We start from the raw sequence: 12,561 nt of genomic DNA, 5'->3' as shown, positions 1-12,561 counted from the left end.
GGGTGCCCAATCTGCAACAGTGCAGATATGGGCATCCGGACTGCGCGCGCGTTCTAGTGAGGGGTGTTGCGCTTGATGTATTCGCGGAGCTGAAGATTGGTGTCGAGCGCCTTGTTGGTGCCGCTCTCCAACATGCGAAGCCACTCGTCAGCCGGCGGCTTCAACTCAGCCATACCGAGCAGGTAGCCGGTTTGCACGATGATCTCGAGCGCGTTCGAAAGTTCATGCGCGAGGCGACGGATTTCGAGCGCAAGCTCTTCAGGAATTTGAGGCGTGGGGGAACTGGTCACGGTGGAAACTTACTCCTTGCAGACACACGAATGCAGACGACGTGAGATGACGCCCGGACAGACACGAGCCTGAGCGGAGACAGCGGGGGAGGGCCCAAGTGCGAACGGATGCAAGAGGAGTGTACTCCTGGCAGTCTTACGCCGCGCGGAAAATTGACAGAGGACGTAATGCTTGAGACACTAAGAACTCACGAGAGCAGTGGCGCCCGCGCCGGCTGAGTAGTGAGCCGAAGTGGCGGAATTGGCAGACGCGCATGGTTCAGGTCCATGTACTCGCAAGGGTGTGAAGGTTCGAGTCCTTTCTTCGGCACCAACTTTTAGAAGCAAATGCAAAATGGGGGTCTCCTACGAGGAGTCCCCCATTTTGTGTTAAGTCTCCCTCTACAAATCCGTCCGCCCTCAGCAGGCACAGGCAAGTACCTCCGCGCCGTCCACCGAGGTGCAGACGTCACGATTCTCGATGCTGTCTACGGGCCATCGGATTAGAACGAGAAATCGAGAAACTTGATCGGAATTGCCAATACCGTTCGAGGCGATTTCGCTAACCTCCTAGCGAGTACGCCGAGCACATCTTCTCCATGCCCCTCGCACGGCGTGCAGCTATCTCTTGGAGGCATCATGAATACGACGACTTCGACACACGGAACGCTGACACTGAGCGCGGACGACGGAGTGCTTTTTGTAAAGATCAGCGCTCCGCCTCTGAACCAACTAGGCCCCGAACTGGTCAGCGACCTCGTAGAACTCATCCAGACACTCGATACCGGCACGCCTCATAAGGTCGTGGTCTTCTCGAGCGCTGATCCGGAGTTCTTCATCTCGCATGTTGATCTCGATAAGGTCACGGAGTATCGCCAGGCGGCAGCGGCGCTGACCGGAGAAGCATCCATTGCACTGCTCTTCCGTCGGCTGAGTCAGACGAAGGCCGTAACGATTGCGCAGATCGAAGGTCGCGTTCGTGGAGCGGGCAGTGAGTTCGTTATGTCCTGCGATATGCGATTCGCGGCGAAGGAGACTGCGATCTTCAACCAGAATGAGGGCGGCATGGGCGCGCTCCCAGGAGGCGGTGCTATCCAATACCTCACAAGCCTCATGTCGCGAGGGCGTGCGCTTGAAGTCCTCTTAGCGGCTGAAGACCACAACGCAGACATCGCCGAGCTTTACGGGTGGATCAATCGTGCGATCCCTCAGGCGGAGATTGCTGATTTCGTTTCGAAGATGGCCTACCGCATCGCCAGGTTTCCGACACACGGCCTTCGACAGATCAAGGCAAGAGTGAATCACTTAACGCTTCGTCCCACCGATAATTTTCGAGAGGACTCGGATGCCTTCTCAGCCGGGATCAAGGATCCAGAGTCTCAGGTCGTGATCAAGAAGGCCATCGCGAAAGGTTTTGGGAGCTCGCGAGCGGCCGAACTTCGGCTGGGTGAGGTTCTCGGCGAGGATTGATTTTCGATCGATCCATGCAAGGAAGCGCGCAGAAGTTATACGCGCTTCCTTGCTTCATACGCCGTCATCACTACGCAACTGGCGCTGCCAGAACACGCCGACTGCGGCGCACGCGCTGCTTGATGGCCCGCTTCTTTGTGACTCGCTCCATGTGTTTGCGCGGGATGACTACTGACCACTGATGCTAAGCAGGACACGGCCGAAGGGACGCTCTTCGATCAAGAACCTGACGGCATCTGCAGCCTCTTCGAGCGGAAAGATGCTTGAGACGGTAGGACGCAGCTTCCCTGCGGCGAGAAGTTCGATGCAAGCTGACATCGCGGACTTGAATGCAGAGGCCGAAATGGCACGAGGGTTGAAGCCTCGAATGGAAGCTGCCTTCCAGATGACATCGGTCACAGCTTGTTGAACATCACGGCCGCCGGAGTAACCAACGACGATGTATGAACCGCCAAAGGCCAGCCCCTTCAGCAACTGTGGGTAGAGGTCTCCCGCCACGCCATCCACGATGACATCCACCCCCTTGCCATCGGTCAGTCGATACATCTCTTCGGTGAGATTTTGCGAGGAGAGATCGATGACGTTTTGATACCCCTCAGATCTTGCCAGCTCCGCTTTCTCCTTAGTACTCGCAGTCGAGATCGCGATGGAAACACCGAGTTGCTCCGCAATCTGGACGGTCTCCATGCCGACAGCCCCACCGACTCCTGGAGCCAGAACACTTTGTCCTGGGCGCAGGCGCGCTAACTCCATGAGCGCGAGATAGCCGGTGACGTAGCCTCCCCCAGCGAGGAATGCCGCAGCGGATTCCGAAGAGACGTGATCCGGAATGGGGATCAGACTGCTCTCTGCAGCGACGAGGAACTCGCGCCATGTGCCATCTGCGATCACTCCCATCCCAAGGCCCATTACGAAGACTCTAGTGCCCACTGGAAACGTCGGATAGGAAGATCGGGCGACCACACCAACTCCCGTCTGTCCGCCGATGCGCGGAAGGTTTTGCGGCGTCGATGCGGGAAAATGCCCACTACGAAAAGTATTGTCGAGTGGATTGACACCAGCAAACTCCATGCGCACCAAGACGCCCTCGCCATCGAAGTGAGGAGGGTCCATCTCTATGAATTGATTCGTGGAGTAATCACCGTACGCCTGATATTGAATCGCTTTCATCTTAGTGCCGTCTCCTTCGCGCCGACATGTTCAGTGAACTGCATAAGGACGAGAGAATCCCGAACGCTCAGCATGCTTGCAGTGCATATGCTCTGTGACGAAGCCGCGGAATCAGCGCCACGGAGAACTACGAATTACAGAACAGAAATTACCGCGCTTGAAGGTCGCGTCCTTATCGGCAAGAACGTCTGCCTTCACGTTGCCGAAGGTCGTGTCCGGCCTATGCTTGATTCCGTCATAGAACGCCTGGAGGATGTCCTCCTTGAATGCGGACGTTCGTGGGAAGAGCTCAACTACGGCATCCCGCTCGGCATCGGGATATTGCGCATAGGTTAAGCCGAGTACGTCCATCTCGACTCCCGCCGTGACCAGTGCTACGACGGGATGCATGTGCTGCGGAATCCCCGGCGTGGTGTGAAGCGCGATGGCGGTCCACACCTTCGTCAGATCGGACTCATCAACACCGTAGGATTTCAGGAAGTCGCGCGCGGCGTTTGCGCCATCCACTTCGAAGCGTTCCGTATCGCTCCAGTGATCCGGCATGAGGCCGAGGTCATGAAACATCGCGCCTGCGTACAGAAGTTCGCGGTCGAAATGAAGACCGCGCCGCACCCCCGCCAACGCCCCGAAGTAGTAGACGCGGCTCGAATGGTTGAAAAGCAACTCGGTCTCTTGATCGCGGATGTACTCGGAGATATCTTTCGCCAGTTTGCTGTCGGGGATGGCTACTGATTGCAGGACATGATCCAACGTGTTCATTTGTCTCTCCGTTCTCATTGCCAGCTTCGATGAGCTCAGTAGCACTGGTCTCAACCCAGCCTGCTGTTGCTCCGCAATGAAACGGTTGCATGTCTCTCAGCGTGGCTTCTTGAAGAAACGCGAAGTTTTTCGCAAATCTGACGATGGCCTGGCTTCATGACGACTTGGTGTAACGCCGAGCGGGCATCTGCCTTGACCGAGTGCGACGGGGCGCCGATGAGACTCGCAGACTCAGCCGGAAAGACAGAGCGCGAATCGCAAATTGAGCGCAATTTCGGCAAGAACCATCGCCTTCCGCCTCCTTACTCTCTCCATACATTCTGGTCTCAACCGAGACACATAAACGCATCGTTTCAGAAGTGAAAGGATCCCTCGATGAAGACCCAGAGTATCGGCAAGCTGTTCATCCTCGTGGCAAGACCGCCCAAATTAATCACGATGCAGAGCGATGGAAGCGATGTACAAGATCTTCTCGCCGATGCACACGACACACCCGACGGCATCGCTGTCGACGCGAAGAATGGCTTTGTCTACTGGACGAACATGGGCGCCAACTTCGCTGAGAACGATGGCTACATTCAGCGGATGCGTCTGGACGACTCGAACATAGAGACGTTGATCAAGCCAGGTCAAACCTACACGCCGAAGCAACTTGTCCTGGATCTTCCGAACGACAAAATGTATTGGTCCGATCGCGAAGGCATGCGCGTCATGCGCGCCAACCTCGATGGCAGCCATATCGAAGTCCTTGTGAAGACCGGCTCGTCGGACGCCGATCGTCTCGATGAAACGCGCCACTGCGTCGGCGTTGCTATCGACACCAAGTCGAAGCACATCTACTGGACGCAGAAGGGCCCGCCGAACGGTGGCAAGGGACGAATCTTCAGAGCAGGTCTCGAACTTCCGCAGGGTGAAGAGCCTGCGAAGCGCAGCGATGTAGAACTTCTTTTCGATCAACTGCCTGAACCGATTGACCTCGAACTCGACGACACCAGCGAGTATCTGTACTGGACCGACCGCGGCGATCCGCCAACGGGCAACTCGCTCAACCGCGCGAAGCTTTTGCCACAGCTTGGCGGTCACGAAGTGCTGGCAGTCGGACTCGCAGAAGGCATCGGAATTGCCCGTGCAGCCTCGCACAATGCGATTTTCACGAGCGACCTTGGCGGCTTCATCAAGCGATTCAATGGACCGGACTTCACCACCGCTGAGGTGATTGCAGAGTTGAAGCAACCACTCACCGGTATCGCGTTTCAGGAGATGGCATAGCCTCTGCGCCCTTCCGCCCACCATCGACTCTCGCTCACGACACGGAGACCCTGCCCATGAGCGCCATTCACGACGAACCGCGCGTTGGGAAAAGCTCCGGCGTCATGCATCTGTGCGGTTGTGACGGGGTCGCTTCGTTGCGCGCACACAAGAGAGGACTGCGGAGATGCCTTGCCGCGATTGTGGCCGCCACAGCATTGGGTCACGCTCATGCACAATGCGCAGCAATCGCATCCACCGACAAAGCGGCATCCACCTGCGCAGCCAACCATATCCCCAGCGATAAGATCGCCTCTCTCGACGCTGCGCACGCCTATACGCTCGCCGAGTTGATCGATATCGGAGAGCTCAACAATCCGAGCGCACGCATCGCGTGGGAAGCTGCGCGGCAGCGAGCGAAGGCTCTCGGTATCGAGAAGGCGGAGTACTTTCCTCAACTGGCGGCTGTCGCCCTCTTCGCAGATCAACGCGCTATCAGTCCCTTCCCCAAACCACTCGCCCCGCGTGGCTACACTGTCGTTGAAGTTCCAGTCGTAGAGCCATCTGTCTCGCTTCAATACCTTCTGGTCGACTTCGGTGGGCGGCATGGCCGCGTAGATGCGGCACGAGCAGCGGCGCTCTCTGCAGGAGCGCACTTCATCCAAGCAAACCAACAAGTAGCCGCCATCGTCGCCACTGGATTCTATGCTGTGATGACCGCAGACGAACGCCTCGCCTCTGCGCAGGAGACGTTGAAGACTGCACAGACAACAGAGGCTGCGGCGCGTGCAAGGCTCGACAATGGTCGCGCTACGCTTCCTGATCTATTGAACGCCAGCGCAGAACGCGCCCAGGCAGCCTTCGATTTAGAAGCTGCCGATGGCGCAGCGAAGATTGCGCGCGTTACGCTCTCCGAGGCCATCGGTGTAGAGCCTTCGCCAGAGCTGAAGACCGATACGAACATGCAGGCAGCGTTGCCCTCCGCTCTTGCGCTCTCCATCGACGAGTTGATTCAGCGCTCCTTAGCCGACCGGCCAGACCTGATCGCGCAGATGGACGAGGTGAAGCGAGCCGATGCGGAGCTACGCGTTGCGAAATCTGCGTATCGTCCCGAGATTAGCCTCGCTGCTAAAGGTGCCCAGACCTCCGTGTGGCCAACAGTCGACTACGGCATGCTTGGGCATGCAAGCGTGCCGACATGGTCTGCGGCTGTTCAGGCAAGGTGGACCATCTTCGACGGAGGCGTGCGCAAGAATCGTGTCGCGGCAGCCGAGTCAGCAAAGCGCTTATCACTCGATGAACTTCGAGAACGAAAAGACCGTATACGGCGCGAAGTTTGGAACAGCTACATTGGCTTCCGCACCGCGCTTCGTCAGGAAGAAGCCGCCGTGGCTCTGCTCAAGGCAGCGAATATGTCCTACTCGGCCTCGCTCGATGCCTACCAGAATGGCGTGAAGAATCTTGTCGATGTAGTCACTGCAGAGAAGCAACTGGCGCAAGCACGCCTTTCTTCTGTGGCGGCGAGGTCTCGGCTCTTTACCGAGGCGGTTGATCTCGAAAAGGTCACCGGTAACCTGTTGCGAACTCTACCTTCTGCAACGACAACGAGCGAGGAGAGGGAATAGTGAAACACAGGATGCTTCAATCCACCGCGACGATGATGCTCGCGTTGATGCTCTCTGGCTGCAGCCACGCCCCTTCCATCTCGATTGTGGGCTCCTTCTTCCCTGTCTGGATGATCTGCCTCATCGCGGGAATCTTCGCCGCAGCGTTTGCACGAACGTCCCTGCTGCGACGTCAACTCGAAGACCATGTCGCCCCTTTGTGGCTCTTCTATCCCTCCGTGGTTGTTCTTACGGCCTGCGCAGTGTGGCTGATTTTTTATCGCTAGGAGCGTCCATGACGATAGATAACGATCTACAAAAAGCGAGAGGCGGACGCACCATCCGCAATACAGTCATGGGCCTTGCCGCGATTGCATTGCTGGTGGTCATCTTCGACAGCGGAACTCATCCGCGCACTGACGACGCCAGCGTGCGCGCTAACTTCATCGCCATGGCTCCCGAGGTAGGAGGGCGTGTCATCTCTCTGCCTGCGCACGACAATGCGCGCGTGCACAAAGGCGATTTGCTCTTCGAGATTGACCCTCGCGATTACGCATACGCGCTGCAACAGGCCGTTGCGGATCAAGACAATCTTGAGCAGCGGATCATAGATACACGTAGAAAGATCGCGGCCGAAAACAACGCCGTGGATGCAGCGCATGCAGCCGTTCGCACCTCCATGACAGGAGTAAAGACTGCAGGAAGCGGTGTCGACCTGGCACGCGCGGGCGTGGCGCGCGCTCGGGCAACAGCCGATGCAACGAAGGCACGGCTGACTTATTCGATAAGCGACCTCCATCGGCTCGAACCGTTGCTTGCGAAGCAGTACGTGACTGTGGACCAAGTCGATCAGGCAACGACTGCGATGCACGAAGCACAAGGGCAATACGATCAAGCCGAAGCCGCGTTGCTTGAAGCACAGGCAACGGAAACACAAGCGGAGCTGCGTGAGTCACAGGCTGGCGATGAGACCATCGTCTCGAAAGCCAAACTCGGGCAGGCTATGCACGTTGTTGACACGTTGGACATTCTTGAATCGCAGCGAGCGGCCTTGGCCGCGCGAGTAGACAAAGCTCGTCTCGACTTGCAACGGTGCCGCGTCGTGGCTCCATTCGATGGCTACGTTACCGAGTTGAACATCTCGGAAGGCGCTTACGCACATCCCGGTACACCGATGTTCACGCTGATCGATGACCGACGCTGGTGGGTGATCGCCAACTATCGCGAAGGCAAGATGCGGTACATCCACGCGGGTGACCGGGTCGACGTGTACCTCATGGGGCACCCTGAACGTCACTTCGACGGCGTTGTCGAGAGCGCAGGCTATGGCGTCTTCCCTGAAGACGGCAATGTCGCCGACGGGCTACCGAACATTGAACGAACTTTGAATTGGGTGCACCTCTCCACGCGATTCCCCGTCCGCGTTCTGGTGAAGGATCCCGATCCCAGCTTATTTCGCATCGGAGCTACTGCCGTAACGATTGTGAGGTAGCGATGATGATCCGCAATCTGGGACACAGAAAGTCATGGTTCGATGCGTGGAAGCAGGACATGTTTCCACGTCCGGAAAGACTGAGCTACTCTCTGCGTGTCGCGCTCGCCTCCGTTGTGGCGCTGGTCATCATGATGGTGCTGCAGGCGCCATTCGCCTCCTATGCGGTGTACGTCATTCTGACGCTGGGCTTCAAGAGCCCGACGCAGATGCTGCGCATCGGCTTCGCGCTGATGATCGCTATCGTCGTCACGCTCGGCTCGGTGCTGCTCACCGTCATTCTCACGGATAACGATCCGATGGTCCGCGTGCTGAGCCTGATGGTCGTGGTCTTTGTAGCCGCGATGATCTCTGTTGCGACAAGCATTCCGGCAATTGGCTCGGGGATCGGCCAAGTCTTCTTTCTCGGCATCAGCTTCTGGGACAACCACGTGCCTGCGGACCGCCTCGTGAAGAACACGATGTGGCTTGTCGGCACATTCGGCATCGCGATCGGAACATCGATTGCGGTGGAGTACATCTTCGCCAGCCGCACCGCAGCGCAGCGCCTGAGTGAACTGATCCGCACACGATACATAGCACTGGCGGATTGCTTCGATGCCATCGCAAAGAATGATTCGATAGAACACAGAGCGGAGACAGCGGTACAGGTTTCTTTGCTCGCCACGCAGGGTAACGCAGAGATGCTTGAGCTCTATCGCGAGATGAGCAAGCATCATGCTACCAGCGCGGAGTTCAGCGTGAGCCCGCTTCGGCATGTACTGGCGCTTCTCGATCTACTGGAACATGCAGCCGCCTTTGCATTCGACAGCGAGCAACAGAGCGACGAGATCCGCGAGCAGTGCAGCAGCCTCGCGCATCGCTTCTCAGCATTCGCGAACGATCTCTCCATCAGGAAGCACGAAACCCTCAACGAGAGTGAGACGTTTGGTCATCCGATAGAACATCTGCGTGAAGTAGAGACACTGCTGCGTGCTGTGCAGAGCAACGAAGTTCAAGGAGAGGTGCCCTCGCAAGCTTCAGTGCCGAATGCGAAGACACCGCTCATTCTCCCCGGAGAACTAACGAAACCAGAGAACGTCTTCTTCGCAATGAAGATCAGCTTATGTGCGACGCTTTGCTTCATTGCGTATCACGCCATCAACTGGCCGGGGATCAACACGGCCGTCATCACGGTGATCGTCACGGGCCTCGGCCAAACAGGGGCGATGAAGCAGAAACTGACGTTCCGCCTTATCGGCGGAGTCATCGGAGGCCTGCTGCTCGGCATGGGAGCGGTCATCCTCCTCTTCCCTCTTACGGACTCGATCACGTCGCTGGTCATCCTCGTTGGTCTCGTCAGTTTCATCTCAGCCTGGGGTAGCGCTGGAGAGCGCTTCAGTTACATCGGACTCCAAGTAGCATTTGCGTTCTACGTCACAACTCTGGGCGGATTCGTCGCGCCTGCACAATTGAATCCAGCACGCGATCGACTCGCGGGAATCCTCCTCGCAACCTTCGTGATGTGGTTTGTAATGGACCAGATATGGCCTGTACGAACCGTCACCGTCATGCGGCAGGTACTCGCTTCCATCCTCCGAGACGCAGCGCAGATCGTTACGCTCGTTGACGCGCCCGGCGACGCCCCTGCAATCGAAGCCGAATCGACGAACCTTCAGACACAGCTTCGCGTGAAAATCGGCAGTCTGCGTAGCCTACAAGACGCGACCCTGTACGAGTTCGGGCCCGGGCACCGCGCCATGGTAAGCACCGGAAACACGATCCTCAGCTTCGCGACAGAGCTCATTGGACTTCTGTGGGACCAGGCTGTGCTGCTTCACGAGGACGCCCTCAGCGATCTCGGCAAAGACCCGGCCTCGATGCGGTTGCGTAGTGTGATTGCGCACCAGCTCTTAGACCTGGCATTCGAGATGGAGAACGTCCTGACCGGAAGTAAGACCACGCCACGCAACTCAGAGGCAACGCAGGAAGTCGCCGGCCTACCGAGCAATCAATACGTCCATAACACGTTGGCACGATACAGCGAGGTCAAGCATTGGGCCTCTGTATTGAAATCGGAAAGCCACTAGACGACAAAAGAAAAGAAGCCGCCGGAAGGCGACTTCTTTGAAAAGCAACGGATTAGAATCCAGCCTTCTCACGCAAAGCAAGAAGCCCCAACAGCACTTCATTCTCTTTGCCCGTGAGTTGGTCGACCGTGAGCCCCTTCGTCTCCTTCATCACGCCATTGATCACGGTCTGCTTCAGCTCATCCGTCACCTGCGGCGCAGCGAGCGCGCCCATCAAGCCAGTAAGCGGCGGCATCAGATGTTCCATGAAGTGTTGAATACCACCAGGGCCACCGCCGAGGTGCCACTGAAGGCTCGGGCCCATCACGCCCCAACGCAAGCCTGGACCGTATGCGATAGCGATATCCGCATCCTCCACACTCAGCACGCCGGCCTGTACAAGGTAGAGCACCTCTTTGTAGAGTGCGGCCTGGAAGCGATTGGCTACATGCCCTGGCAAAGCCTTGTTGAGACGAACAGCCTTCTTGCCAACCGAAGCATAGAAGTCGAGCGCTCGCTGGATCGTCTCCTCCGAAGTCTTTGCGCCGCCAACGACTTCGACTAGGGGAATGATGTGTGGCGGATTGAATGGATGCCCGATCACGCAGCGCTCAGGGTGCTTGCACTGCGATTGGATGACGTCCATCGTGAGCCCCGAGGAGCTCGAAGCCAGCAGCACATGCGGTGCCGCAGCCTCGTCCATATCGGCGAAGAGCTTCGTCTTCAAGTCAGGACGCTCAGGGCCGTTCTCCTGTACGAAGTCCGCCTTGCTCACCGCGTCCTGCATCGAAGCGTTGAACGAGAGACGATCCTTCGAGGCATCAGAAGCGGTACCGTGACTCGCGAGCAGCGTCCAAGCTTCATCAACGTACTGACGCAGGCGATCTTCCGCGCCCGGCGCAGGATCGGTTGCGATCACGTCGAATCCGCGCGAGAGATAAAAGGCCGCCCAGCTTGCTCCGATGACGCCCGTACCCACAACCACGATGCTACGGACTGGTGTTTGCGCTGACATTGATTTCTCCTGTTTGATCTCGGTGAGAGGGCAAGTGCCCATTTCTTTGGCGAACCAACAAACCGAGCGTCGATCTATCGCGACGCAATGAGTCTTGTCGGCAAAAGCTACTTCGAGTTCGTCGGCGTCTTGCCGTGCGACCAATTGAGGCCGGGGCGATCCAGCAGAGCATCCACGTGAACATCGCCGAAGTACTCCCACGCCCATTCGAGGAATGTCTCAACCTGAGCACGAACTGTCGTTAGCAACGCCGCGTGGACTCCAAGCCATGCTGCGAATGCAAGGATGCCGGTGATCGCATGACGGCCCACGCCAACCTCTGCCACGGCAGCATTGCGACCAACCATCGCCATGATGCCTTTGTCGAAGTATTCGAACGGATGGGTCTCGTCGCCCCCAACCACGGCAGCAATGTTCTTTGCGCAGTGGCGCCCAGCCTGCTGTGCAACGGAAGCAAGTTGAGGGAGGGCCGTTCCGTCTGCAGACTTGAAGTTGGCGAAGTCGCCAAGCGCATAGACGCCGGGAAAGCCAGCGACACTCAGGTCGGACTGCACATCAATCCGGCCGCCGCGGCCAGTCTTGATGCCCACAGAGGTGGAGAGCCCTGATGCCTTGAGGCCGCCAGCCCAGACAACGAGCTGCGCAGGAAGATGTGTTCCATCGGCAAACTTCACACCCTCGCGCGTGACCTCGCTTACCGTGACACCAAGCATCAGCTTCACGCTTCGACTCTTCAACGCCTCCTCTGCGTACTCTTTCGAGTGAGTGCCGAATGGAGTCAGTACGGTCTTCGCCATGTCCACAAGCGTGATGGAGGCAGACTTCAAATCCAGGTGCTTAAAAGCTTGGCTCGAAGTGCGCTGGAAAACATCGCCGATAGCTCCTGCAATCTCAACACCCGTGGGGCCGCCTCCAATCACAACAAACTCCAGTGGCACATTCCGCTTCGCACTCTCGCGATCTGCGGCTTCGAGCAATGCAAGAATTCTGGAGCGCAGCCGCTCGGCGTCGAGCAGCGAATACAACGGGAAGGCATGCTCCTGAACGCCGGGAATGCCAAAGAAGTTGGGCTCTGCGCCCGCAGCCAGCACGAGGAAGTCGCCCGTATAAGTTTTGCCTTCGGCGGAGTACGCTGTACGATTCGCCAAGTCGACCGAGCTGACCTCGGCCATCACGATGTCGACGTTATCGTGCTCCGCGAGAACCGTCCTCAAGTTGAAGGCCGCGTTGTCCGCAGACAACATCCCGCTCGCCACCTGATAGAGCAACGGCTGAAACTGCTGGTAGTTGTTGCGGTCCAGCAGCGTGATGTGGATCTCAGGATTCGCTGCAAGTCTCTGCGCACAGTTGAGTCCCGCAAACCCCGCGCCGACAATCACAACACTCTTCTGGCCTGGCTTCATGGAAGCTGCTCCGCTTCTTCAAGATGTGCCTTTGCAGAACGTGAAAGGCGTCGCTTCTTTGCATCAGCGTAGACCGGCGAGGT

Annotated in this window: 11 protein-coding genes and 1 tRNA gene; 7 read left to right on the top strand and 5 right to left on the bottom strand. The window is 57.7% G+C overall.

Annotated features, from left to right (window positions below):
• Positions 1 to 53: 53 nt before the first annotated feature.
• A complete protein-coding gene (locus OHL11_RS04055; RefSeq protein WP_263370191.1) occupies positions 54 to 290 on the bottom strand; it encodes a hypothetical protein in 237 nt (78 codons plus the stop codon).
• 226 nt (positions 291 to 516) lie between these two features.
• Here OHL11_RS04055 and OHL11_RS04050 point away from each other — a divergent pair.
• A tRNA-Leu gene (locus OHL11_RS04050) sits at positions 517 to 603 on the top strand.
• Between the two features lie 305 nt (positions 604 to 908).
• A complete protein-coding gene (locus OHL11_RS04045) occupies positions 909 to 1,739 on the top strand; it encodes an enoyl-CoA hydratase/isomerase family protein (protein ID WP_263370190.1) in 831 nt (276 codons plus the stop codon).
• 168 nt (positions 1,740 to 1,907) lie between these two features.
• Here the strand turns inward: OHL11_RS04045 and OHL11_RS04040 are convergent, their stop codons facing one another.
• Both OHL11_RS04040 and OHL11_RS04035 read right to left on the bottom strand, forming a co-directional pair.
• Positions 1,908 to 2,909, bottom strand: a complete 1,002-nt coding sequence (locus OHL11_RS04040) for a quinone oxidoreductase family protein (protein WP_263370189.1) — start codon at positions 2,907 to 2,909, stop codon at positions 1,908 to 1,910.
• 111 nt (positions 2,910 to 3,020) lie between these two features.
• The gene (locus OHL11_RS04035; RefSeq protein ID WP_263370188.1) at positions 3,021 to 3,668 is read right to left on the bottom strand and encodes an HD domain-containing protein; all 648 of its coding nucleotides are present in this window, start codon (positions 3,666 to 3,668) and stop codon (positions 3,021 to 3,023) included.
• A 375-nt stretch (positions 3,669 to 4,043) separates the two neighbouring features.
• Here OHL11_RS04035 and OHL11_RS04030 point away from each other — a divergent pair, with 375 nt between their 5' ends.
• From OHL11_RS04030 to OHL11_RS04010, 5 genes are all read left to right on the top strand, one after another.
• Positions 4,044 to 4,937: a DUF5050 domain-containing protein gene (locus OHL11_RS04030; RefSeq protein WP_263370187.1), complete on the top strand. Its 894-nt coding sequence runs from the start codon at positions 4,044 to 4,046 to the stop codon at positions 4,935 to 4,937.
• Positions 4,938 to 5,119: 182 nt separating this feature from the next.
• The gene (locus OHL11_RS04025; protein WP_263370186.1) at positions 5,120 to 6,541 is read left to right on the top strand and encodes a TolC family protein; all 1,422 of its coding nucleotides are present in this window, start codon (positions 5,120 to 5,122) and stop codon (positions 6,539 to 6,541) included.
• Positions 6,542 to 6,651: 110 nt separating this feature from the next.
• Positions 6,652 to 6,807 (top strand): YtcA family lipoprotein, encoded by a 156-nt coding sequence (locus tag OHL11_RS04020; RefSeq protein ID WP_263370477.1) that lies wholly within the window; start codon positions 6,652 to 6,654, stop codon positions 6,805 to 6,807.
• A complete protein-coding gene (locus OHL11_RS04015; protein ID WP_263370185.1) occupies positions 6,786 to 8,012 on the top strand; it encodes an efflux RND transporter periplasmic adaptor subunit in 1,227 nt (408 codons plus the stop codon). Before OHL11_RS04020 ends, OHL11_RS04015 begins: the two co-directional genes overlap by 22 nt.
• Before the next feature lie 59 nt (positions 8,013 to 8,071).
• Complete coding sequence (locus OHL11_RS04010; protein WP_263370184.1) at positions 8,072 to 10,081, top strand: FUSC family protein; 2,010 nt, start codon at positions 8,072 to 8,074, stop codon at positions 10,079 to 10,081.
• Between the two features lie 52 nt (positions 10,082 to 10,133).
• Here OHL11_RS04010 and OHL11_RS04005 read toward each other — a convergent pair whose 3' ends face one another.
• On the bottom strand, positions 10,134 to 11,075 hold the full coding sequence (locus OHL11_RS04005; RefSeq protein WP_263370183.1) for a 3-hydroxyacyl-CoA dehydrogenase NAD-binding domain-containing protein: 942 nt from the start codon (positions 11,073 to 11,075) through the stop codon (positions 10,134 to 10,136).
• Positions 11,076 to 11,182: 107 nt separating this feature from the next.
• A complete protein-coding gene (locus OHL11_RS04000) occupies positions 11,183 to 12,478 on the bottom strand; it encodes an NAD(P)/FAD-dependent oxidoreductase (RefSeq protein ID WP_263370182.1) in 1,296 nt (431 codons plus the stop codon).
• Positions 12,479 to 12,561 lie beyond the last annotated feature (83 nt).

Origin of the sequence: Granulicella cerasi (genome assembly GCF_025685575.1) — a bacterium.
GTDB classification, from domain to species: domain Bacteria; phylum Acidobacteriota; class Terriglobia; order Terriglobales; family Acidobacteriaceae; genus Granulicella; species Granulicella cerasi.
Note: the sequence above shows the minus strand (reverse complement) of the source record. Positions and strands in the feature narration are given on the sequence as shown.

Coding starts and splice junctions, on each gene's coding strand:
- OHL11_RS04020 (WP_263370477.1), top strand. CDS start 6,652: ATGATCTGCCTCATCGCGGGAATCTTCGCCGCAGCGTTTGCACGAACG.
- OHL11_RS04030 (WP_263370187.1), top strand. CDS start 4,044: ATGAAGACCCAGAGTATCGGCAAGCTGTTCATCCTCGTGGCAAGACCG.
- OHL11_RS04040 (WP_263370189.1), bottom strand. CDS start 2,909: ATGAAAGCGATTCAATATCAGGCGTACGGTGATTACTCCACGAATCAA.
- OHL11_RS04045 (WP_263370190.1), top strand. CDS start 909: ATGAATACGACGACTTCGACACACGGAACGCTGACACTGAGCGCGGAC.
- OHL11_RS04035 (WP_263370188.1), bottom strand. CDS start 3,668: ATGAACACGTTGGATCATGTCCTGCAATCAGTAGCCATCCCCGACAGC.
- OHL11_RS04005 (WP_263370183.1), bottom strand. CDS start 11,075: ATGTCAGCGCAAACACCAGTCCGTAGCATCGTGGTTGTGGGTACGGGC.
- OHL11_RS04000 (WP_263370182.1), bottom strand. CDS start 12,478: ATGAAGCCAGGCCAGAAGAGTGTTGTGATTGTCGGCGCGGGGTTTGCG.
- OHL11_RS04010 (WP_263370184.1), top strand. CDS start 8,072: ATGTTTCCACGTCCGGAAAGACTGAGCTACTCTCTGCGTGTCGCGCTC.